At 72.4% G+C, this 22,884-nt stretch carries 17 protein-coding genes; 4 read left to right on the forward strand and 13 right to left on the reverse strand.

What is annotated here, in order from left to right:
• Window positions 1-5: 5 nt before the first annotated feature.
• The 7 genes from ACWDAK_RS12455 to pdxH all read right to left on the reverse strand — a co-directional run bounded on the left by ACWDAK_RS12455 (window position 6) and on the right by pdxH (window position 11,030).
• Entirely contained in the window at window positions 6-983 is a 978-nt protein-coding gene (locus ACWDAK_RS12455) for a 2-hydroxyacid dehydrogenase (RefSeq protein WP_427393307.1), read from the reverse strand.
• Between the two features lie 81 nt (window positions 984-1,064).
• Complete coding sequence (gene fxsT, locus ACWDAK_RS12460; RefSeq protein ID WP_427393306.1) at window positions 1,065-5,087, reverse strand: FxSxx-COOH system tetratricopeptide repeat protein; 4,023 nt, start codon at window positions 5,085-5,087, stop codon at window positions 1,065-1,067.
• Window positions 5,084-6,448 (reverse strand): TIR-like protein FxsC, encoded by a 1,365-nt coding sequence (locus ACWDAK_RS12465; protein WP_427393305.1) that lies wholly within the window; start codon window positions 6,446-6,448, stop codon window positions 5,084-5,086. The genes fxsT and ACWDAK_RS12465 overlap by 4 nt, the downstream gene beginning before the upstream one ends.
• A 200-nt stretch (window positions 6,449-6,648) precedes the next feature.
• A complete protein-coding gene (locus tag ACWDAK_RS12470) occupies window positions 6,649-7,437 on the reverse strand; it encodes an aminoglycoside N(3)-acetyltransferase (protein WP_344637838.1) in 789 nt (262 codons plus the stop codon).
• 26 nt (window positions 7,438-7,463) lie between these two features.
• Window positions 7,464-9,863: an FxsB family cyclophane-forming radical SAM/SPASM peptide maturase gene (locus ACWDAK_RS12475; protein WP_344637837.1), complete on the reverse strand. Its 2,400-nt coding sequence runs from the start codon at window positions 9,861-9,863 to the stop codon at window positions 7,464-7,466.
• Between the two features lie 26 nt (window positions 9,864-9,889).
• A complete protein-coding gene (fxsA, locus tag ACWDAK_RS12480) occupies window positions 9,890-10,072 on the reverse strand; it encodes an FxSxx-COOH cyclophane-containing RiPP peptide (RefSeq protein ID WP_344637836.1) in 183 nt (60 codons plus the stop codon).
• Window positions 10,073-10,406: 334 nt separating this feature from the next.
• Window positions 10,407-11,030, reverse strand: coding sequence for a pyridoxamine 5'-phosphate oxidase (gene pdxH, locus ACWDAK_RS12485; protein ID WP_344637882.1), 624 nt, complete (start codon window positions 11,028-11,030; stop codon window positions 10,407-10,409).
• 400 nt (window positions 11,031-11,430) lie between these two features.
• Between pdxH and ACWDAK_RS12490 the strand changes: the two genes are divergently transcribed.
• The 3 genes from ACWDAK_RS12490 to ACWDAK_RS12500 all read left to right on the forward strand — a co-directional run bounded on the left by ACWDAK_RS12490 (window position 11,431) and on the right by ACWDAK_RS12500 (window position 15,850).
• Window positions 11,431-12,531 (forward strand): citrate synthase 2, encoded by a 1,101-nt coding sequence (locus tag ACWDAK_RS12490; protein WP_344637835.1) that lies wholly within the window; start codon window positions 11,431-11,433, stop codon window positions 12,529-12,531.
• A gap of 142 nt (window positions 12,532-12,673) precedes the next feature.
• Entirely contained in the window at window positions 12,674-13,792 is a 1,119-nt protein-coding gene (serC, locus tag ACWDAK_RS12495) for a phosphoserine transaminase (protein ID WP_344637834.1), read from the forward strand.
• 285 nt (window positions 13,793-14,077) lie between these two features.
• On the forward strand, window positions 14,078-15,850 hold the full coding sequence (locus tag ACWDAK_RS12500) for a glycoside hydrolase family 35 protein (protein ID WP_427393304.1): 1,773 nt from the start codon (window positions 14,078-14,080) through the stop codon (window positions 15,848-15,850).
• Between the two features lie 187 nt (window positions 15,851-16,037).
• Here ACWDAK_RS12500 and thpR read toward each other — a convergent pair whose 3' ends face one another.
• Window positions 16,038-16,634: an RNA 2',3'-cyclic phosphodiesterase gene (gene thpR, locus ACWDAK_RS12505; RefSeq protein ID WP_344637832.1), complete on the reverse strand. Its 597-nt coding sequence runs from the start codon at window positions 16,632-16,634 to the stop codon at window positions 16,038-16,040.
• A 111-nt stretch (window positions 16,635-16,745) separates the two neighbouring features.
• Here thpR and ACWDAK_RS12510 point away from each other — a divergent pair, with 111 nt between their 5' ends.
• Window positions 16,746-17,270: a GNAT family N-acetyltransferase gene (locus tag ACWDAK_RS12510; protein ID WP_344637831.1), complete on the forward strand. Its 525-nt coding sequence runs from the start codon at window positions 16,746-16,748 to the stop codon at window positions 17,268-17,270.
• A gap of 33 nt (window positions 17,271-17,303) precedes the next feature.
• On the opposite strand, the gene ACWDAK_RS12515 is transcribed toward ACWDAK_RS12510, so the two are convergent.
• The 5 genes from ACWDAK_RS12515 to ACWDAK_RS12535 all read right to left on the reverse strand — a co-directional run bounded on the left by ACWDAK_RS12515 (window position 17,304) and on the right by ACWDAK_RS12535 (window position 22,861).
• Window positions 17,304-18,698: an MFS transporter gene (locus ACWDAK_RS12515; RefSeq protein ID WP_427393320.1), complete on the reverse strand. Its 1,395-nt coding sequence runs from the start codon at window positions 18,696-18,698 to the stop codon at window positions 17,304-17,306.
• 254 nt (window positions 18,699-18,952) lie between these two features.
• Entirely contained in the window at window positions 18,953-19,387 is a 435-nt protein-coding gene (locus ACWDAK_RS12520; protein WP_427393303.1) for a MarR family winged helix-turn-helix transcriptional regulator, read from the reverse strand.
• Between the two features lie 92 nt (window positions 19,388-19,479).
• On the reverse strand, window positions 19,480-21,300 hold the full coding sequence (locus tag ACWDAK_RS12525) for a WD40 repeat domain-containing protein (protein ID WP_427393302.1): 1,821 nt from the start codon (window positions 21,298-21,300) through the stop codon (window positions 19,480-19,482).
• A 33-nt stretch (window positions 21,301-21,333) separates the two neighbouring features.
• Window positions 21,334-22,170, reverse strand: coding sequence for a nucleic acid/nucleotide deaminase domain-containing protein (locus ACWDAK_RS12530; protein WP_427393301.1), 837 nt, complete (start codon window positions 22,168-22,170; stop codon window positions 21,334-21,336).
• Between the two features lie 130 nt (window positions 22,171-22,300).
• On the reverse strand, window positions 22,301-22,861 hold the full coding sequence (locus tag ACWDAK_RS12535; RefSeq protein ID WP_427393300.1) for an SUKH-4 family immunity protein: 561 nt from the start codon (window positions 22,859-22,861) through the stop codon (window positions 22,301-22,303).
• Window positions 22,862-22,884: the final 23 nt, after the last annotated feature.

Below are 22,884 nucleotides of genomic sequence, written 5' to 3' on the forward strand. Positions count from 1 at the left end.
CGCTGCTAGCTGCGGACGGCCTGCACCGGCGTGAGCGGTGCGGCGCCCGCGAGGACGGCGAGGACGTTGTCGACGGCGAGGCCGCCCATGGCCTGCCGGGTGCGCACGGTGGAGCTGCCCAGATGCGGCGCGAGCACCGCGCGCTCCTGGGCGAGCAGGGCGGCCGGGACCTCGGGCTCGCGCTCGAAGTTGTCCACGGCGGCCGCGAACAGCGCACCGGAGTCCAGGGCGGCCGCCAGCGCCTCCTCGTCCACCACGCCCGCGGTCATGCTCACCACCACCGCCCCGGCGGGCAGTCGCGCGAGGCGGTCGGCGTCGAGCAGGTGCCGGGTGGCGGCGTTGAGCGGGCAGGTGACCACCAGCACCTGTGAGCGCTCCAGCAGTTCGTCCAGCGGCAGCCACCGGGGACCGTCCTCGGCGACCTCGGCCGGCCGGGTGCGGTTGTGGTAGCCGACCGGCATGCCGAAGGCGGCGGCGCGACGGGCCACGGCCCGGCCGATCCGGCCCATGCCGAGGATGCCCAGCGGGGTCCCGGACAGCTCCATGCCGAGCAGGAAGTTGGGTGCCCAGGCCCAGGGCCGCCCGGAGCGCAGCCAGCGCTCGCCCTCGCCGAGCCGGCGGGTGGCGGCCAGCAGCAGGGCCCAGGCCATGTCGGCGGTGGCCTCGGAGAGCACACCCGGGGTGTTGCTGACCCGGACCCCGCGCTCGGCGCAGGCGGCGAGGTCCACGTTGTGGGTGCCCACCGCGTGGTTGGCGACCAGCCGCAGGCCGGGGCCGGCCGCATCCAGGAACTCGGCGTCCACCAGGTCGTCCAGGGTGGTGACGACGGCCGCCTTGCCCGCCACCGCCCGGAGCAACTCGGGCCTGGGCATCGGCAGATCGTCGTCGTGCAGGGTGACGTCGCAGGACGGCGTGAGCCGTTCCAGCACCCCCGGGGCGAGCCGGCGGGTGACGAGTACGGACGGCAGCGAGGTCTCGGTCACAGCTCGGCAGCGTACACGCCGCGCCCCGGGGCGGTCGGGTACGCGCCTCGAAGGCTGCACCCGATCGCCCGGGGAGAGGCGTCACACCGGCTGGGGCTCCAGGTCGCGGTTGATCCGCTTCCAGCCGCGGGCGGAGACCGTGTTGGGGTGCTCCTCGCCGAAGAGCCGGATCAGTTCGGCCACCGCGTGGTCCCGCAGCTCGGTGGCCTGGGCCAGCCGCCCCGCCTTGCGCAGGGTGACCCCGAGGTTGGCCTCGCAGGCGATGGCGTCCGGGTGCGTGGGGCTGTACCGGTTGCACAGGCCTGCGTAGGCCGTCCGTTCCAGCTCCTCCGCCCTCGCCAGCTGCCCGTCCTCGCCGTACGCGTTGGCCAGGTTGATCATCGCGTTGAGCGTGAAGGGATGATCGGGCCCGAGCACCCGCTGGAGGCCCTCCACGGTGTGCCGTCCCCGCCGGATCGCCTCCTCGACCTCGCCGCTGCCGCGCAGGTAGATGCCGAGGTTGTTCTCGCAGGCCAGGGTGAAAGGGTGTTCGTCGCCGAACAGCCGCCGGTGGCCCTCGTAGACCGTGGTGGCGAGGTCGCGGGCGGCCTCCTTGTCGCCGGAGGCGGAGTGGTCCGCCGCCAGGTTGAGCGCGCAGGCCAGGGTGTCGGCCGCCTCCGCGCCGTACCGGTCCAGGTAGCGCTCGTAGGTCTGCATGGTGAGCTGCCTGGCCTCCCTCAGGTGGCCCTCCCTGCGCAGCGACACCGCAAGGGACTTGGCGTTGCGCAGGTTCTCCGGCAGGTCGGGCTGGAGGACGTCGGCGAGCTCCTCGGTCACCTCGCGCAGGAGCTCGATCGAACCCTTGTAGTCCCCGACCTCGCGCAGGTCGCGGGCCAGGTTGGACTTGCTGGAGAGGGTGTACGGGTGCTTGGGGCCGAGCACGGCGAGCCGCCGGTCGAAGGTCTCCTGGTCGAGGTCGCGAGCGGCCTCGCTGTCGCCGACCAGGCGGTAGTCGATCGCCAGGTTGTTGGCGATCGAGAGGGTGCGGGCGTTCTCGTCGCCGAACAACTCCCGGAACTGGCTGTAGGTTTCGAGGTCGAGGTCGAGCGCGTCCTGGAACCGGCCCAGTGCCCGCAGGTCGGCGCCGAGCGAACCCGCGGTCATCAGGGTGTACGGGTTGTGCTCTCCGAGCAGCTCCTTCTGCCCGGCCAGGGTGGCCTCGTCGAGCTCCAGCGCGTCGGCGTAGTTGCCCTGCGAGCGGAGCACGTTGGCGAGCTGGAAGTTGAGGCTGAGGATCTGCCGGCGCAGGTTGCGGCGCTCGATGTCGTCCCGCTCGCTGCCCAGTCGCTCGACCCAGGTGGCGTCCAGTTGCTCGGCCAGTGCCCGGGCGCGGTCGAGGTCGGTGCGCTTCCAGAGGTAGCGGACACGGTCGATCAGCAGTTCGCGGGTCTCGCGCTCGTCGCAGTCCTGGGCCCGGGAGGGCGCGAGGTGCGGCCAGATCCTCTCGAAGCGCGGCCAGTTGGCCGGGTTGTCGGTGTCGCCGAGCACCGGGCGGGCGCCGACCAGGATGCGGTGCACCTCGTGCATCGCGTTCACCCGGTCGTCCTCGTTCATCTCGGCGCGGACCACGGCCTGCACCAGGCGGTGCACCTGGAAGCTGTTGCTGGCCGCGTCCACCTTGGCCAGCGCGTACCGGCCGACCGCCTGGATCACCTTGCCGAGCATGAAGGTGTCGCTGAGGTCCTCGTCGTAGCGGACCAGGGCACGGATCATCTGGTCGCTGTAGAAGAGGTCCATCGAGATCGGCTCGGGCGCGAAGAACGCGCAGAGCTGCAACAGCCGCACGGCTGCCGGGGACTGCTCGCGCAGCCGGGCGATGGAGACGTTCCAGGTGGCGCCGACCTGGCTGGGGTAGTCGACGGGCCGGCCGACCGCGAGCGCCTTGGTGGCCTCCGCGTGCAGCTGGGCGACGTAGGTGTCCACGGGGGTGCGGGTGGTGTCCAGCCAGGCGGCCGCCACCTCGACGGCCAGCGGCAGGTCGCCGACCGCGTCGGCCACCCGGTCGGCGTCCTGCCGGGAGAGCCCGCGGGTACGGCGGGTGAGGTGCTCGATGCTCTCGCCGCGGGTGAAGACGTCGACGCCCAGCACCCCGGCCTGCCCGGACCACGCCTGGTTCCGCGAGGTCACCAGGATGTGCCCGGAGCCGCCGGGGAAGTACCTGCGGATCTCCGAGGGCTCGTCGGCGTTGTCGAAGATCAGCAGCCAGCGGGAGGTCGGGGTGCCCCGGCGCAGTGCCTCCCGGGCCGCCTCGGCGGCCTCGTTGACGCTGTCGCCGACCCGCAGGCCCAGCCGGTTGGCGAGGTCCGCGAGGGAGGCGGGAACAAGCTCGGTCTGCTCGGCGTCGATCCACCAGACCAGGTCGTAGTGCGACATGTACCGATGGGCGTACTCCAGCGCCAGCTGGGTCTTGCCGACGCCGCCGAGCCCGTACAGCGTCTGCGGGGTGGGCAGCACCGCCGTGGGCCCGCCGACCAGCTGGTCGCGCAGCTCGTCCAGGACCTTGGCGCGCCCGGTGAAGGAGGGGTTTCGCTGCGGCACCGACCAGTACGAGGGCTTGGTGCCGGGGAAGCGCGGCACGGCCCCGCCGCTGCCCTCGCCGCCGCCCGCGTTCTCCCGGCCCAGCGCGCGCAGCAGGATCGCGGCGGCCTGGTCCTCGTCGCGGCCGACCAGGTCGACCGGGTTGCGGCTGTTGAACGGCGCGGCGAGGCGGACGTCGCTGACCCGGACCGGCACCAGCTGGCGGCGGGTGCCCGCCGGGTCGAAGCCGGCCATCGAGTCCCACAGCGCCCGGGCCTGCGGCGAACGCAGATAGGCGGCCGAGAACACCGCGACCGTCCGGAACGCGGCGTCGATGCCCCGCTCGGTCTCCGTGCGCGAGTCCGCGCCGGCGCCCAGGTCCCTTGGCACCACCCGGAACCCGGCGTTCTCCAGGACTGCGGCGATCCAGTCCGCCCACATCCGGTCCTCGGGCACATAGCTGAGGTACAGGTCGGCCGGGACGGTCGGCCGGCGCCGGGTGTAGGCGTCCACGAACCGCAGCCGGACCTCCTCGTCCACCGGCGGCAGCCCGGTGACCCGGCCCCTGGTGATCACCGAGGTGATCCGCTCGCAGGCGGCCAGCATCGAGGTGGGCGTCCCCACCTGGTCCCCGAAGGTGGCCAGGATCTCCTCGTAGGCGTAGAACGGCCGGTACGGCACCTCCACCGAGCCCCAGTACTGGGCGAGTTCCTCGTCCGCCAGGCCCTCGGGCAGGCCGGCGAAGCGCAGCCTGGCCAGCGCCCGCCCGGCGTCGGCCTTCTCCTTCTCGCCCTCGTCGATGCGCATCGGCACCGGCAGGATCCGGATGCCGCGCTCCCGGTACCGGTCGTTGATGTGCTGAGCGATCTTGGAGGCACCGTCGATCGACTGGTCGCTGAGGGTGAAGCAGACCACCAGGTCGTCCGGCATCTGCACGGTGCAGATCTCGGCGATGTCGGAGAGGCCGGTACGGCTGTCGATCAGCACGTAGTCGTAGCGGCGGCTCATGTCCCGGCGCAGCGCGTCGAAGAACAGCCCGCCGTCGAACCGCTCGTAGAACAGGTCCCAGTCGAGCCGGCCCACCGACTCGGAGTAGTCCCGGTTCTGCTGGCCGGCCGAGAGGAAGTCCAGGCTGCCGCCGGGCGGGAAGCCCGGCCAGGAGAGCGAGAGGGCGTGCGGGTGGACCCGGGCGAAGTCCTCGTGCCAGCCGGGGACGTGGTCGACCTCGCGCAGCGCCTCCTCCCGGTACTCGGTGATCAGGTCCATCATCCCGGTCGTCCCGGCCAGCGCGACCGGATCGAGGAACGGGTGGAAGAACCGGGCCAGGCCGGGCGCCTCCAGGTCCCAGTCGACGGTGAGCACCCGGAAACCGTTGGCGGCCAGGATCCAGGCCGTGTTGGCCAGCGCCATGGTGCGCCCGGTGCCGCCCTTGTACGAGTAGAAGGTGACGATCCGGCCCTGCCGGTCCTCGTTCGCCTGTGACTCGGGTGCGGGTGCCAAGGCGCCCGGGGCGTGCCGCTTGAGGTTCCTGGTCGGGTTCTCGGTCATTCCTCTCCTCCCCCTGGACCGGCCCCCGACTGTGGACCGTCCTCGTAACGGGCCGCCTCCTGGCCGCCCGGCTCGCCGCGCCCCGTCCCGGGCCGCCACGGCCCGGGCTCCCCGCCGAAGGCCTCCCGCAGGCTGGGCTTGGGTGCGCCCGACCTCACCTGGCCGCTTCTGGATCGGTCCTCGAAGGCGTACTTGGCCCGCATCGCGGCCCGGGGCAGCGCGTCCTCGAAGTCCTCCAGCGTGGCCAGTCCCGCGGCGTCCTCCTGGAAACTCGGTTTGGCTTCGCGTCGTTTCGACTTCAGTGTTTTCGCACTCAGTTCGGACAGCGGCTGATCGTGCTCGACGCAGTCCGCGTCAGAGGTGTTCCACGGTTCGAGCACGCTCACCCACGGCGGATTGCTGCGGTCGAACCGGGCGACCATTTCCCGCCGCTCCTCGTCCCGCAGCGCCCAGCGGTCCAGCAGCACGAGTCCGGGTGCGGCGGGCTCCCGGTTGGAGAGGATCTCCTCGACCTCCTGGTCGAACTCGTGGATGCTGGGGTGGAAGCCCAGCTGCTTGGCCAGCCGCATCGCGTGCTCGGCCAACGGCCGTGCGGACTGCGGCTGGTAGGGGTGCCAGTCGATCCGGCGCGGCCCGTAGTAGTCGGGATTCCGCTCCTGAGGCAGCTCCGACTGGCGGTAGGAGAACACCGAGATCCGCAGCTGCTTGGTGGGCGCGAGCGCCTTGAAGGCACTGGGCTGCGACTGGAAGTCCAGCGGCCGCCCGACCGGGATGACCGTTTCCTCGGCGACGTCCACGATCCGCTTGGCCAGCCGGTGCACGGCCAGCTCGTACGAGGCGCGGAAGTAGCTCAGCTTCATCAGCGCGTACAGCCCCTCGGCGGCGTAGTCCGGGCCGAAACTGCTGTGGTTGAACTGGAGCTGGCTGGCCACCTCGGGCAACTGGTAGTTCCCCATGGCGACCCAGAGCACCGGAACGATTCCGCTGGTCCGCTCCGAAGTGGAGCGCTCCGGGTAGACCGGGCGCTGGGTGAAGGAGTACCACTCCTGGCCGCAGGCCAGGCTGTTGAAGTAGCGCGGGGAGTAGAGCGGGACGAAGACCCGGCAGGTGGCCAGCTCCTGGGAGAGCCGTTTCGCCCACAGCGTCCCCTGGTGCATGGACTGGTCCATGAATCCGACCGGTGCGCCCTCCGGCAGGTCGGTGAGCTGGAGCACGGCCTCGCAGAGGTCCTCGTACAGCTTGCTCACCCAGTGGTTGGGGTCTCCCGCTCCCCTGGTACCCGCACGCGGAGTGTGCGCGTAGCTGAGGAAGAAGTACGGCCGTGCCGTGTCCTCGTCCCAACCCCCAGGGTCGTCGTACACACGCGCCTCCCCCGAGACCGTCCGGTGTGTGATGGTGGTGTACCGCACCGGACGTAGTCGGTACTACGTCCGGTTCCCAGTTACGTCGTTCCCCCACAGAGGGGTTGTCAGTCTAGGAACCTGGACTTCCCGTAGGGAATAGGGCGACACCCGTCGACTGCCCGTGGCACCGTCAATCAGGGCGGCTGGACTGCGGAGATTCAACTGCGGTTGCCACGGAGGAACTTGTCCGCCACGTCCACTCCCTCGGCGATCCGGAGCAGGTAGCAGCTCGCATCACCGAGAGTACCCGAGAGCAGGCTCGGCATACCCGTCTCCAGAGCGGAGGCCATCGGTTCGAAGTGCTCGTCCCGCAGGTGGACGGCCTCGAAGTGCACCCAGCGCCGCCGCCCCCCGGGGTCGGTGATCACGCAGCCGTAGCGCTGCATCGGCGGGTCGTCCTGCAGGTACTCGGCGAGATGGAAGGCGGTGCAGCACCAGACGGGGACGCCGATCAGCAGGGCGCGGGCCCCCCGGTCGTACAGCTTCTGCACGGGCGAGTGCTGCCCCAGGTGGCCGGCCCAGCGGTGACGCCGCGTCAACTCCCGCGCCTGGCTGCCGAGCGCGGCGAAGGAGGTCTGGGGATGGCTGCTGCGCACCGCGTCCGGGTGGCGTCTGACCAGCTCGGAAAAGTGGCCGAGAATCTTCGATGTCGGCGTCCTGGCGCGGTCGAACGGGGGTTTGGCCTCCCAGTACGCCCGGCTCTGCTCGGGGGTCATCCCGTCGGTGGGGGCCAGCGCCAGCCGGGAGGTGTTGGAGTTCTCAGGGGTCGCCGTGTAGACCACCACGGTGCCCTCGGGGCCCAGCACCCGCCGCAGCGCCTCCAGCAGGGTGCCGGGGCCGTCCGCCATCGGGCCGATCGAGCGGAGCGAGGACTGCACCAGCAGCGTCTCTCCCCGCTCCACGCCCAGTCGGGTCAGGTCCTCCGCCAGCCGGTCCACGCCGTACATCGCCGCCCCTCCCTGGCGTCCCTGGCTCAGGAACCGGTCAGCGCGGCGCGGGCCCGCCACTCGGCGAGGTTGCGCTCGGCCGCCCGGCGCGCGGCGCTCTCGGCCTCCGCCGGGAGCGGCAGTCGCAGCCAGGGTTCGAGCCCGGCGCGCATTCCCTCGACGAAGCGCGCCCCGAGCGCCGTCAGCGCGCGGGAGCCGGCCAGCGTGTCCAGGGCCTGCGCGGTGTGCGCCCGCCAGGTCGCCAGCTCCACCCGCGCATGGTCTGCCAGTTCGCCCGGCAGCCCGTCGTAGGCCCGGACCCTGCTCGCCCAGTACTCGGAGACGGCCAGGTGCGCGTACGTGCCCTGCAGCAGCCCCTCCAGCGGGCGCGGGTCCGGCCGCCAGGGCGCGTAGTAGCGGCTCTGGTCCTCCGGGTCGTACAGGTCGTGGAAATCCAGTACCGCACCCAGCTTGACGTGCTGGAACTCATGCGTGATCAGCAGCGCCAGGGTGGGCGCGGTGACGGGCCTGGCGATGCCGACGGTGCCGAACGCCTGCCGGGCCGCCGCACTGACGTCCCTCCCGGCCGGCCCCGGACGGAGCGGGGTGACGGTGCCGAGCCCGACCCGGACTCCGGCCGCGTGGCCGGGCATGTCTCGCAGGATCAGCTCCCAGGCCTCGCGCAACGCGCCTGCCCAGTTCAGCAGTTCGTCCTCACCCAGGCGGTCCTCGACCGGCCACTGGTGGCAGTCGCGCTGCGGGTCGGTGTCCTCCAGTGCGACCGTCCAGCCACCCGCCAGCGCGAGCCGCCGGACCGGCTGCCACTGCTCGCCGCTCGCCGTGTCCCAGCCGACCCTGACCCCGCGCACGGTGAACCCGTCGGCGTTGCCGTGCAGTTCGGCCTGGCCGGCGCCGACGGTGAGCACCCGGCCCAGCGTCGGCAGGTGGACCGCGCCGCCCCGCACCGGCACCGGAAGCTCGAAGTCCAGACCGGCCCGCAGCGCGGCCGCCGCGGCGACCTCGGCGAGCGTGCCGAGATCGGCGCCCGGTTCGCCGCTCAGGCAGCGCACCGCCCAGGCCCGGACGTAGGGGTGGGCGAGCACCGCGTCCAGCGCCTCGGGCGCGCTGGCGTCCAGCTCGGTGAGCAGCGACCAGGGTTCGGCCGGCTCGCCGGCCAGTGCCGCCAGCAGCCGCCGGGTGACGCCGAGTTGGGCCGCGGCCAGCGCCGCCACGGTCGGCGCACTGCCGTACCCCCGGGCGAGTTCGTCCAACTGGCGCTCGGTGAGCGCGGGTTCGACCGGTGCGACCTGGGCGGGGACGGCGGCGCGGGTGACCACCCGGTCCCGGATGGTGGTGATCAGTCTCATCAGGTCCCCGCAGAAGACGGAGGGATTGTCGAAGTCCCGTCCGCTGCGGTAGCGGTGGGCGTACAGGCCACCGCCGCAGGAGCGGACGACGGGACAGGAGCGGCACTTCTCGCACAACCCGGCCAGCCCCGACTGCCGTTCCACCATCCGCGGGTGGGCGGCCACCTCGTCCAGGCTGTGCTCGAAGAGGTCGAATCCGGTGGCCGGGGCGCCGTCGTAGGCGGTCTTCAGGCTGTCCGCCTGCTCCAGGGTGCCGTCGGTCTCGATGACCACCAGGTCGGCCGGGTCGAGCCCGAGCGACTCGGTGAGGCTGGACTGCCCGCGCAGGGTGCGGTGCACGGAGTCGAAGGTGCGGACGGGCACCGGACGGCCCTGGCTCGTCCAGCGGTCGTAGACGGCCATCAGCCAATCCGCGTAGGGCGTCTGCCCCGCGCCGTCCGGCCGCTTCGGCGGCTGGTCCCAGGTGGCGTGCGGGAGCAGGAAGTCGATCCGGGGCGGTTCGAGGGCGACCAGCGCGTCGTAGACGGCGACCGGATCGTTCTCCACGTCGATGGTGCAGAGCAGCCCGGCGTACAGGTGCCGGTACTCGGGGAGCCGCAGCAGCCCGATCGCGGCCAGCACCTTGTCGTGGCTGCTGCGCCCGTCGGCGAAGCGACGGTGCCGGTCGTTGGCCTCGCGGTCGCCGTCGAGCGAGATCCCGACCTTGATCTCCAGCTCGGCGAAGAGGTCGCAGAAGGCCCGGCTGAGCAGCACGCCGTTGGTGTGGATCCGCAGGTCCAGGGCGCATCCGGGGGGGAGGGCCCGGTGGAGTTCCTCGGCGGCCCGGCGCAGCAGTACGGGGCCCGCCAGCAGGGGCTCACCGCCGTGGAGCACCACGTGGACAGCCGGCAGACGGTGCGCCCTGGCGTGTTCGGCGATCCGCTCGGCCGCCGCGACCAGCACTCGCTCGGAGACCGCGCGGGGTTTGCCGCGCCAGCTGGTGTCGGCGTGCTCGTACACGTAGCAGTGGTCACAGGCGAGATCGCATCTGCTGTGCACTTTGAGAACGAACTGCGAGAACGGGACCGTCAAGGGGGACATCAGCGTCTGCCGGCCGTATCAGCCCGTCAGATAGAGGAGTTGAAGGCCGCCACGGCGAGCCGGCCGGAATCCGCGCCCGGCAGCACCCGGTGCAGGTCAGCGGTGAGGGTATCGGTTCCCAGAGCGGCGAGTGAGGCGAGTGAGGCCCGTGGGGCTGGCTCCTCGACGGCTTCGCGATCAGCTGGTCCGGTGACGAGTGCGGCGACCATGAGATGTCTCGTTTCTGCGAGTGGAACGGTGAGGGATCGGGTCAAACACAAGACCTCCCCTCGCCCTGGTCCACCCAACGGCGAGTATCCCGAGAGGTGACTGCGGTTTCCCCGTTATTAACCCGTCCGAGTGAGTTGGTTCAGCATGTTGAGCGAATCGCGCTACTGCGACTGACGGCATCAGCTACAGCCGCAGTCCGGGCCGCCGAACCACGAGCCTATGGGAGGAACCGGGAGAAACACCCGTTCGTGCGACTGAATCCGTCGCTTCAGCGGAGCGCCGACTACTGCAACCAGCGTAGACCGGCCGCACGATCCGGCGCCCCGCGCTCCGCTACGGGCAGAGCCGCTCGACCCGCCAGCCGCCGCCCTCGGCGACATAGCGCAGCCGGTCGTGCAACCGGTTCTCCCGTCCCTGCCAGAACTCCACCCGCTCGGGGACCACCCGGTACCCACCCCAGAACGGCGGCACCGGCACGCCCTCGCCCTCCGGGTAGCGGCGCTCGAGCTCGGCGTAGCGCTGCTCCAGCACCTCCCGACTGCTCACCGGGCTGGACTGCTCGCTCGCCCAGGCCCCGAGCTGCGAACCGTGCGGCCTGGTACGGAAGTAGGCCGCCGTCTCGTCCCGGCCGACCTTCTCCACCCGGCCGGTGATCAGCACCTGGCGGGCGATCGCGATCCACGGGAAGAGCAGCGCCGCATGGGGATTGACGGACAGTTCACTCCCCTTCTGCGAGCCGTAGTTGGTGTAGAAGACGAAGCCGCGCTGGTCGTAGCCCTTCAGCAGGACGGTGCGCGAGCTCGGCCGACCCTCGGCGTCGGCACTGGAGAGCACCATGGCGTTCGGCTCGACCACGCCGGCCTCGTCGGCCTCGTGGAACCAGCGGGTGAACTGGGCGACCGGGTCGGCCGCGAGCTGCTCCTCGACCAGGCCCTCGTGCTGGTAATGCTTGCGCATCACGGTCAGGTCCGGACCCGGCCGGTCCTCGGTCGGCGTGGTCAGGGATGTCGGGTGGCGTTCCGCGGTAGGCACGCCAACATCATCCCGTACGACAAGCGTCGGGTACCGCTACGTCCGGGGAAACCTGGGCGGGAGATACCGTGACTCGCCGACGCGCCACCGCCTGCCAGCCGGGGATTATGTCCGGAATTGTCGGGTTTTATCAAGGAAATCCACCCCCAACCCGGGCCCCGGCACCGGATTGGATGTGGCGCAAGGGGAAACATCACCATGGTGGTGTATGGCGCAATGCACTCCGTGCCTGCCACGCTGGCACCGAGTGCCAACCACCATCGGTCACCCGACGGAGCCGCCCCACCATGGCGCCCGCCGGACCGGATCACTGAAGGAGCCGCTGATGTCCGATTTCGTACCCGGGCTTGAGGGAGTAGTCGCCTTCGAGAGCGAGATCGCCGAGCCCGACCGTGAAGGCGGCGCGCTGCGCTACCGAGGCGTGGACATCGACGACCTGGTCGGTCATGTCTCCTTCGGCCACGTCTGGGGCCTGCTGGTGGACGGCAAGTTCAACCCGGGCCTGCCCGCGGCCGAGCCGTTCCCGATCCCGGTGCACTCCGGTGACATCCGGGTCGACGTGCAGTCCGCCCTCGCCATGCTCGCGCCGGTGTGGGGCCTCAAGCCGCTGCTGGACATCTCCGCCGAGCAGGCCCGCGACGACCTCGCCCGCGCCGCGGTCATGGCGCTCTCGTACGTCGCGCAGTCCGCGCGCGGCCAGGGCCTGCCGATGGTCCCGCAGCGCGAGATCGACAAGGCCGAGACCGTGGTCGAGCGGTTCATGATCCGCTGGCGGGGCGAGCCGGACCCCAAGCACGTCAAGGCCGTCGACGCGTACTGGACCTCGGCCGCCGAGCACGGCATGAACGCCTCCACCTTCACCGCCCGGGTCATCGCCTCGACCGGCGCGGATGTGGCGGCGGCCCTGTCGGGCGCCGTCGGCGCGATGTCCGGCCCGCTGCACGGCGGCGCACCCTCCCGCGTGCTGCACATGATCGAGGAGATCGAGCGCACCGGCGACGCCGTCGGCTACGTGAAGAAGGCCCTCGACAAGGGCGAGCGCCTGATGGGCTTCGGCCACCGCGTCTACCGCGCCGAGGACCCGCGCGCCCGGGTGCTGCGGCGTACCGCCAAGGAGCTCGGCGCGCCGCGCTTCGAGATCGCCGAGGCGCTGGAGAAGGCCGCGCTGGAGGAGCTGCACAACCGCCGCCCCGACCGCGTGCTGGCCACCAACGTCGAGTTCTGGGCCGCGATCATGCTGGACTTCGCCGAGGTCCCGGCGCACATGTTCACCTCGATGTTCACCTGCGCCCGCACCGCCGGCTGGTCGGCGCACATCCTGGAGCAGAAGCGCACCGGACGCCTCGTGCGCCCCTCCGCGCGCTATGTGGGCCCCGGCCCGCGCAGCCCGCAGGAGGTCGAGGGCTGGGACGCGATCTCCCACTGAGACCGGCCGGCGCCCTGACGCCGTATCACTCTTTCGGGCGGGCCGGGAAGTACCCTCCAGGCCCGCCCGCTTGGGAAAAGATCACATCTCAGCGGGCGGACGAAGCTCCCGCGAGCGCGACCCGGGGCACTAGGCTGCGCCCGTGGCTCAGATCCAGATCCCCATCGACAATCTGCCCGCTGACGGCCGCTTCGGCTGCGGCCCGTCCAAGGTGCGTCCCGAGGCCCTGAGCGCCCTCGCCGCCACCGGGACCTCGCTGCTGGGCACCTCGCACCGCCAAGCCCCGGTCAAGAACCTGGTCAAGCGCGTCCGCGAGGGCGTGAGCAGCCTGTTCTCCCTCCCCGAGGGGTACCAGGTCGTGCTCGGCAACGGCGGCTCCACCGCGTTCTGGGACGTCGCGGCCTTCGGGCTGGTGCGCGAGAAGTCCCAGCACCTCAACTTCGGTGAGTTCTCGTCCAAGTTCGCCGCTTCGGTGAAGGCCGCGCCGTGGCTGGCCGAACCGTCGGTGATCAAGACCGAGCCGGGCACCCACCCGCTGCCGTCCGCCGAGGCGGGCGTGGACGTCTACGCGCTCACCCACAACGAGACCTCGACCGGTGTCGCCATGCCGATCCGCCGCCCGGCGGGCGCGGACGAGGGCTCGCTGGTCCTGGTGGACGCCACCTCGGGCGCCGGCGGCCTGCCGGTCGACATCAGCGAGACCGACGTCTACTACTTCGCCCCGCAGAAGTCCTTCGCCTCCGAGGGCGGGCTCTGGCTGGCCACCTTCTCCCCGGCCGCGCTGGAGCGCGCCGCCGAGATCGCCGCCTCCGGCCGGTACGTCCCGCCGTTCTTCGACCTGCCGACCGCGATCGACAACTCCTCGAAGGACCAGACCTACAACACCCCGTCGATCTCCACCCTCTTCCTGCTGGCCGAGCAGCTGGACTGGCTGAACGGCCAGGGCGGGCTGGACTGGGCGGTCAAGCGGACCGCCGAGTCCTCCTCGATCCTGTACGGCTGGGCCGAGCGGTCCTCCTTCGCGCAGCCCTTCGTGGCCAGGCCCGAGGAGCGCTCGCAGGTGGTCGGCACCATCGACTTCGACGAGTCGATCGACGCCGCGGCGATCGCCACGGCACTGCGCGCCAACGGCGTCGTGGACACCGAGCCCTACCGCAAGCTGGGCCGCAACCAGCTGCGCATCGCGATGTTCCCCGCCATCGACCCCGCCGACGTCCAGGCCCTCACCGCCTGCATCGACTACGTGGTGGACCACCTGTAGCCGGAACTGGGCAGGGGCGGCCCGGGTACCGGGAACGGGCCCGGCCGCCCCGCGGGAACCGCTGTGATCACTTGGCGAGTGAGCTGATCAGCACCACTACCAGCAGCAGTACGAGCGCGCCGGACACGATCCGCATACGAGTCTTGGGGTCCACGTCCATCGAGGTTACCGGGTGGCCGCGCGGACCTCGGCACTCCCCCGCACCGCGCACCGCGGCCCGGCGGTCCGACACGCCCCGCGGCCGGGCCCGTGGCGTCCGGCCCGCCGCTCCCGCAGGCTGGGCGCATGCTCACCTACGACTCCGCGGGCTTCAGGCTCGGCGGCCGCCCGCTGCGGATCCTCTCCGGCGCCCTGCACTACTTCCGTACCCGCCCCGAGCAGTGGCCCCAGCGGCTGGCGGCACTGCGCGCGATGGGACTCAACACGGTCGAGACGTACGTCCCGTGGAACCTGCACGAGCCCAGGCCCGGCGAGTTCCGGCGGCTGGCCGAGCTGGCCGGCTTCCTGGACGAGGCTGACCGGCAGGGGCTCTGGGCGATCGTCCGGCCCGGGCCGTACATCTGCGCCGAGTGGGACAACGGCGGCCTGCCCGGCTGGCTGACCTCCCGGCTCGGACGGCGGGCCAGGACCAGCGACCCGGCCTATCTCGCCGCCGTGGACCGCTACTTCGACGCCCTGTTGCCCGCGGTGGCGGCGCGACAGGTGGACGCGGGCGGCAATGTGCTCATGGTGCAGGTGGAGAACGAGTACGGCTCCTACGGCAGCGACGCCGGCTACCTGCAGCACCTGGCCGACGGGCTGCGGCGGCGGGGGTTCACCGTGCCGCTGTTCACCTCGGACGGCCCCGAGGACCACATGCTCACCGGCGGCACCCTGCCCGGGGTGCTCGCCACCGTGAACTTCGGCTCCGCGCCCGAGGCGGCCTTCGAGGTACTGCGCCGGCACCGGCCGCAGGACCCGCCGTTCTGCATGGAGTACTGGAACGGCTGGTTCGACCACTGGGGCGAGCCGCACCACACCAGGGACGCCGCCGAGGCCGCCGAAACGCTGCGGCGCATCCTCGCCGCGGGTGCCTCGGTCAACCTCTACATGGCGCACGGCGGCACCAACTTCGGCACCGGCGCCGGGGCCAACCACGCCGACCCGCCGTTCAACTCCACCGACTGGACGCACTCGCCGTACCAGCCGGTCACCACCTCGTACGACTACGACGCACCGCTGGACGAGCGCGGGGCGCCGACCGCCAAGTACGAGCTGTTCCGCTCGGTACTGGCCGAGTTCGCGGCGCTCCATCCCGAACAGGCCCGGTTCCGTTCCGAGATCACTCCGCGGCTGCCCGAGCTGCCCGGGCTGCTGGGCCCGGCGACGGTCGAACTGACCGAGCGGGCACCGGTCCCGTTCGATGCGCCGGTGGAGTCCGCCGTCCCACCGTCCTTCGAGGAACTGGGGATCGAGCACGGGCTGGTCAGGTACACCTTCCGGGTGCCCGAGCGGCGACCCGGCCTTCCGCTGACGGTCGAGGGGCTGCACGACCGGGCGGTGCTGCTGGTGGACGGGGAGCGGGTCGCCGAGCTGGCCCGCTCAGTGGCCGGCGAGCCGGTGACGGTGGCGGGCGGGGCGCTGGTCGAACTGCTGGTGGACTCGCTCGGCCGGGTCAACTACGGCCCGCACGGCGGGGAGCCCAAGGGCATCACCGGCGGGGTACGGCACGAACGGCAGTACCTGCACGGCTGCCGGGCCGAGGTCTTCGACCTGGACGCACCGCTGCCCGAACTCGTCACCGGGGACGGGGGTCTCGGACTCGCGCGGGGCGTACTGCCCCTGGACGCGACCGGTGACACCTATCTGGCGGTGCCCGGTGGACGGCGCGGCTACCTCTGGGTCAACGGCTTCCTGCTCGGCCGCTACGACGCCACCGGGCCGCAGCAGGCCCTGTTCTGTCCCCAGCCGCTGCTGCGGACCGGCCGCAACGAACTAGTCCTGCTCGAACTCGGCGACGCCGAGCCGCGGTTCGTCGAGCTTCGCACCGAGCCGTCGATCGGGGCGGGGGTGCCATAGGCACCCGGCAGCGTCACGTCCCTCAAGCCACGGACCAAGACCGCAGATCCACGAGGTCCGGTCGGTCTCCGGCGGCGCCGGCGGGCGGACGTTCCACCACGGCTGGGACCGTGCGGCATGCCCTTCGGGGACTTCCTCCCGGAGGGCACGCCGCGACGGGCAAGGCCCGGGGCCGGCCCGGAGGGACCTACGAGGAGGCCTCCCAGCGTGCGAGCGGCCAGGCCCGCAGCTGCTCGTACCTGGCCGGCCCGTAGCTGAGGGTGCTGCGCATCAGCCGCAGCTCGCCGGCCTCCCACTCGCTCCCCCGGAACCCCTCCAGCGCGGCCGCCATGCCCTGCAGCTCCCCGGGCGCGGACCGCCGGACCGCCCGGCTGTGCCCGTGGCCGGAACCGGCCCGGGCCAGCGTCAGATGCGGGTGGAAGCCCCGCTCGTCGGCCTCGAATCCGAGCTCCTTGATCCCCTCCCGGACGGAGTCCGCGAGCCGCCGCAGCGCCCAGGTCTCGCCGTCCACCCCGACCCACAGCACCCGGTCGCCGAAGTGTCCGCCACCGGCCAGCCGCAGCCGGTGCGCGCCGTTCACGGCCGCCGCGCCCGCGAGCACCTCCTCCAGCCGCTCGACCTCCGTCACCGGGACCTCGCCGAGAAAGGCCAGGGTGAGGTGCCAGCCCTCCACGCCCGTCCAGCGCAGCCGCTCGGCGCCCGGCATCTCCCGCAACGGCGCCACGGCGTCAATGAGTTCCTGCACCGCCATCGCAGGCGGATCGACCGCCACAAAGAGCCTCATGGCCCCATCCTCCCCGCTGGACCCGCGCTCCCCGCGCCGACACCCCCGCCCCCGTGGCACCGGTCTGAAAACCCTTCCGCTGAACGGCCTTGAACCGGTAGAACCGTGTCCATGAGGATTCGTACCGGCGGCCCCGACGACCTGATCGGCGTCCTCGGGCTGCTCGACGGCGCGGTGGCCTGGCTGGCCTCGCTCGGCCGGACCGGGCAGTGGGGCGACCAGCCGTGGTCCAGCCGTCCCACCGCGGTCGAGCGCGTGCGCTCCTACGCGGGCGACGCCGACACCTTCCTGCTCCGGATCGCCGAGGCCGAGGACGGCACCGTGGTCGGCTCCTGCGTGCTCTCCGAACAGGCCACCGACTACGCCACCGTGGCCGGGGAGCGCGAGCTGTACATCCGCAACCTGGTCACCGACCGCAGCCGCAAGGGCTCGGGGATCGGCGCGGCGCTGGTGGCGGACGCGCTGGAGGAGGCCCGCCGCCGGGGCATCGCTCTGGTCCGGGTGGACTGCTACGCCGACGGCGACCGCCGACTGGTCGGCCAGTACCAGAAGTTGGGCTTCACGCCCACCGACGCCTTCGAGGTGGCACAGCCGAACGGCCCCTGGCGCGGCCAGATCCTGGAGATCAGGATCTGACCGGCGGCAGGGGCCTCCGAGTCCGACGGTGCGTCAGCAGGCGGCCGCCAGCCGCTGCTTGGGGATGGCGCGCGGCACCACGGCGACGACCCGTCCGCCGCGCCCCGGGTGCAGGTCGAGCCGCACCCGCAGGTCGGCGACCCGGGCCAGCACCAGGCCGACCACGGCGGCGGCCAGCGCCGACACCACACCGCAGGCCAGCAGGCCCAGCCGGGGCCCGTACACGTCGGTGACCCAGCCCACCAGCGGAGCGCCGATCGGCGTGCCGCCGGTGAACACCAGCACCAGCAGGCCCATCACCCGACCCCGCATCTCGGGGTCGGTGGAGAGCTGGAGCATCGAGTTCACCGAGGTGTTGAAGGTGAGGCCGAAGACACCGATCAGCGGCAGCAGCGCCGCGAAGGTCCAGTACCCGGGCGCGAAGGCGGCCAGCACCTCCAGCACGCCGAAGGCCAGCGCGGCCGCGACCAGCCGCCGCAGCCGGGGTGCACCGCGTCGCGCGGCCAGCAGCGCACCGACCAGCGAACCGGCCGCCATCCCGGTGTTCAGCAGACCGTACTCACCCGCGCCGACCCTGAAGACGTCGTACGCGAAACCCGACAGCACGGTCGCGAAGTTGAACCCGAAGGTGCCGATGAACCCGGCCAGCACCATCGGCCAGAGCAGTTCCGGACGCTCCTTCACATAGCGGAGCCCTTCCCGGAGTTGACCCTTGTCCCGGGCGATCGGGTCGACCGGGCGCAGCTCGCTGCCGCGCATCGCCAGCAGACCGCCGATCACGGCGGCGAAGGACAGCGCGTTGACCGCGAAGGCCCAGCCGCTGCCCACGGCGGCGATCAGCAGACCGGCCACCGCCGGGCCGACCAGCCGCGCGGTCTGGAAGTTGGCGGCGTTGAGGCTGACCGCGTTGGCCAGGTCCTTGGGGCCGACCATCTCGCTCACGAAGGCCTGCCTGGTCGGGTTGTCCACCACGGTCACCAGGCCGAGCAGCAGCGCGAAGGTGTAGACGTAGTACTCCGTGACGGCACCGGTGACGGTCATCACGGCGAGGCCGGCGGCCAGCAGGCCCATCATGCCCTGGGTCACGACCAGCAGGCGCCGCTTGGGCATCCGGTCGGCGAGCACGCCGCCGTAGATGCCGAACAGCAGCATCGGCAGGAACTGCATCGCGGTGGTCACCCCGACCGCGAACGGGCTGTTGGTCAGGCTCAGCACCAGCCAGTCCTGGGCGATGCGCTGCATCCAGGTGCCGGTGTTGGAGACCACCTGGCCGGCGAAGTAGTAGCGGTAGTTGCGGATCCGCAGGGAGGAGAACATCCCTCCGGGCCGGGTGAAACGCGCCCCGGTGGGGCTCGGCGCGGCGGTGGAGGCCGCCGCGGTGCGTTCCTCGGGGTCGTCGTCGCCGCTGCCGGGCAGGCCCACGGGCATGGGCGCCTGGCTCTCGGCGGTGGCAGCAGCGGCTGCCTGGTCGGTGGTGGAGTCGTCGGTTCGGATGGCGGCGGCGCTGGCGGCGGCCGGCGGTGTCACGGTGGTCTCCCCTCGGTGCGCGGCGATCTGCAGGGCGGTCGCCGCGCGGCTGGTGTCAGGTTCTGGTCCTGCGGTGATGCGGTGCTCCTTCTTCCGGTCCCGATGTGTCGATGCGGCTGCGGTGGGCCGACCTGCCTAGAAGTGGGCCGACTTGCTCAGAGGTGGGCCAGCTTGTAGAGCACCGGAGCGGCCTCCTTGAGTACCGCCCACTCCTCCTCGCCGAGCCCCTGGGCCAGTTCGGCCAACCAGGCGTTGCGGCGGCGGCGGCTCTCGGCGAGGATCTCGTCGGCCTGCTCGGTGCTGCTGACGACCACCTGCCGACGGTCCTCCGGGTGCGGCTCGCGCCGGACCAGCCCCTTCTCCTCCAGCATCGCGATGATCCTGGTCATCGAGGGCGGCTGGACGTGCTCCTTGCGGGCCAGCTCACCCGGCGTGGCCCTGCCGCAGCGCCCCAGGGTGCCGAGCACCCCCATCTCGGTAGGGCTCAGCGACTCCTCGACACGCTGGTGTCGCAGTCGTCGGGCAAGGCGCATCGCGGAGGACCTCAGCTGACTGACAGCTGCGAGGTCCTCCTCGGACATCTCGGGCATGTCCTTAGACTACGTCATTACTCTCGCTAACGAAAATTGATAACGGCGCGAACCACCGGCCGCCCGTCCGGCCCGGGCGCACCGCCGCGCGGTCAGCGGCTCCCCGTGCCCGGGCCGCCGGCCCGGGCACGCAGGTCGATCGCGGCCACACCGTCCGGCATCCCCAACGCCAGCAGGGTGCCGATCAGCGCCATCGACCAGATCTCCGAACCCAGCCGCAGGTCGCGCACCTCGCCGCCCGGGCCCAGGCCGCGCACTCGGACCAGCCCGTCGGCCCAGGCCGCGCCCACCAGCGGGCCCGCCGCCGTCGAGCCGACGGCCACCGCCGTGACCGGGCAGTCGCGCCGGTCACAGGGCTCGGCCAGCGGATCGGAGTACGGGCCCCACAGTCGGACGGCTCCATCCAGGCCGCCGCTCGCCAGCAGTGGGATCTCCGGCTCCGCCAGCCCCTGGCCGCCCACCGCGGTGGCCGCCAGCGCCGTGACCGCACCGTGGTGGAGCCGCTCGCTGACCACCTCGCCGTCCTGGTACCAGTGCACCTCGCCGGCCGCGTCCCCGAAGGCCGGTGCGGCCTTCGGGAGCAGGCCGATCGCCGCCAGCGCGGTCAACTCGTCCGCGATCGAGGAGATTTGATCGACCGCCGCGGTCAGCGCGTGCGGTTCCAGGCCCGGCCGCGGTTCGGTCGGCACCACCAGCTCCGTGCCGCCCCACGGGTCGAGCAGCACGACGGTGCCGCCGGCTGTCACCGCCAGCGCGCGCAGCGGTCTCGGATCGGGCACCACCACCGAGCCGGACCGCCGTCCGGTGGCGGCGTCGTAACCGCGCACCGAACCGCCCGCATCGGCGACCAGCAACTGCGAGACGTACTGGGCCGTGCCCGGCGCCATGGCGACCGCGGGGCCCGGCCAGCCCTCGGTGCGGCGCCACCGGGCCCACCGCCCGGCCCAGGCGCCGGACAGCGGCGCCAGCGTGGACGCCGCGGCGGCGTCCACGCCCAGCAGCCGGGTGCGCAGGACGGCGGCCCTGGTCCCGGGGTCGCCTTCGTCGATCACGGCGGGACCGGCGGCGTCCCAGGCCAGGGCGACCTCGTCCGTGCTCCCCTCGGTCGCGGCCGTCACCGCCGTCGGCCGGGCCAGCGCGTACAGCAGCGGATCCGCCGTCAGCGGCCCGAGGTCACCCGCGCGGGCGGCGGCCGTCCAGACGTCCGAGAGCAGGTCCGGGTCGGCCGCCCGCAGGTCGAGCGCGCCGTCGGCGTCCCGGGGCACCCGGGCGATCAGCTCCTTCGCGCCGGCTGGGGCGGGCGGCCGCGCGAGCCCGAGCGCGGGCCCCGGCAGGGGGTAGGCACCCGCGTCCGCGCCTGCCTCGGCGCACCAGGCGTCGAAGCGCGCCCGGTCCGTCCACCGCGGATCGTCCAGCTCCAGTACGGCCGACTCCGCCACCGTCGCGAAGGCGCCGGCCGCCTCACCGCCGGTGGCTGCCTCCACCACCAGCCGTACGTGCGCCGACTCCATCACCGGATCGAGCAGTTCGGTCACCAGCCGACCCGGCTCGGCCGCCGAGTCCAGCTCGGGTACGCAGATGACGGTGTGCCGGTCGTCGGCGGCCAGTACCTCCAGCAGGGGCCGGACGCCGTGCGCGACCACGCCGAGCTGCTGCCCGAGCGTCCAGACCGCGCTGCGTACGGTCGCCCCGGCGGCGGGCAGTACCGCGTGGATCCGCTGTCCGCCCGGCGTCCCGGACGTGGTGCAGCTGGCCACCAGCCAGGCCAGCAGATGCGACTTCCCCGCGCCGGACGGCCCGGAGACGCGGCACAGGCGCGGTGCCCGCGGGTCCTCCAGCCAGCCGAGCAGCGCCAGGCCGGCCGCCCGGCGCCCCGCCGTCAGTGGGGGCACCCACCGTCCGTTCTCCGCCATGTCCTCGCTTCCCCTCCCGGCCGGACGGCCGTGCTAGCCGTGCCGCTCCGCCAGACTGATCATCAGCGCCTTGATCCCTTCCTCCCGGGACTCCGCCGTCCGCCCGTAGTCGAAGCTGTGCGTGAACCGCGCGTCCGGGAAGGTCTCCGCCAGCCACAGCGCGCAGTAGTGCCCCGGCATCAGGCACGGCTCCAGCTCGCAGTAGACCTGGGTGACCTGCTCCGGCTCGACCCCCGCCGCCCGCAGCCGGTGCCACACGAGCTCCTCCGGGTGGGCCGTCCCGATGCCGCTGCCGCCGGTGACGATCTTCTTCTCGCCGTGCTCGTCGACGTACTCGAAGGCCGCCGAGGAGTCGATGTTCAGCGGCCGGCGCAGGTCGTCCAGCACCCGCGGCCACCAGCTCTCCCGGTCCTCGAAGGCCGCCGGGTCGAGATCGAGCAGCCCCTGTCGCAGCTGTCGGTACGCGGCCAGCGCCGCGTCCTCGTCCTGGGTGTCGCTCACCGCGGGCAGCTGCCCGTCCAGCAGCAGCAGGCCGGCCGCGAAGGCCTCCACGCCGCTGTTGACGGCCAGTTCCGGCAGATCGGTGCCGAGCACCACGGCCCTGACGGAGCGGTCCGGGGCGAAGTAGAACTGCGCGCCGCGGTCGGTCCCGATCCGCAGCTGACCCGCCATCGGGCCGGCGTCCAGCCCCTGCTCGGCCGCGTACTCGCCCAGCGAGAGCGGCTCCGAAGGCTCGGCCGAGCGGAAGTACGGGCCCACCTGGAGCGGCAGCCCGGGACTGCGCAGCGGCCCGGCCGGGGCGATCGGCAGGCTGTGCAGCCCCCGCTCGCCGAAGTGCGCCAGCAGCGCGGCCGACAGGTCATCACTCATCTGCCAATACCTATCTCTCGGTCACCCGGTGGTTCCGGCACCTCCCGGCCTTCGGCGCCGGGCGCGGGACCTCGTGCGAAGGGCCGGGCTCGGCGGCGGGCACCGGTGCGGGCCCTTCCCGGGGCGGGCGTCAGAGCATCGGGTAGTCCTCCAGGTACATCTCCCAGAAGTGTGCTCCGCTCTCGAACGGCAGGCGGTCCCAGGCGGTCGCGTCCTCACGGATGATCTCCTCGACGTCCGCCCAGTCATTGGGGTCCGGGTCCTCCTCGGGGCCCGGCCGCTCCGCGGCGACCTTGTACACCAGGTAGCTCAGCGAGGACAGGTCCTGGTGGATCAGCTCGTACTCGGTCTCCGAGTCCGGATCGGACACCCAGATCGTGCCGTCGGAGAGCCGGACGAAGACGTACCCCTTGTACAGCTCGCCCAGCTGCTGGAGCTTCCCGTGCGGAGTGTCGACCGGTCCGGGCGCGAGCGGCTCGACGAGGGCCCAGTCCGGGTACGCCGGGTCGCCTTCGGCCAGGTCGGCGAGGAGCCGGAAGAGCCCGCCCGAGTGCGGGATCCCGAACTCGGCGGCGAAGCGCGCGGCGTCCTCGTCCGGGAAGATCCGCGCGGCGGCGTCCGGCCGCAGCCTGAGCAGACCGCCCGCCGGTGTCTCCTCCGCGATCGCCTGCCAGTCGATCCGTACCAGCACCTGTCACTCCTCCCGATCCACCG

The sequence above is a fragment of the Kitasatospora sp. NPDC001175 genome, from assembly GCF_053598215.1.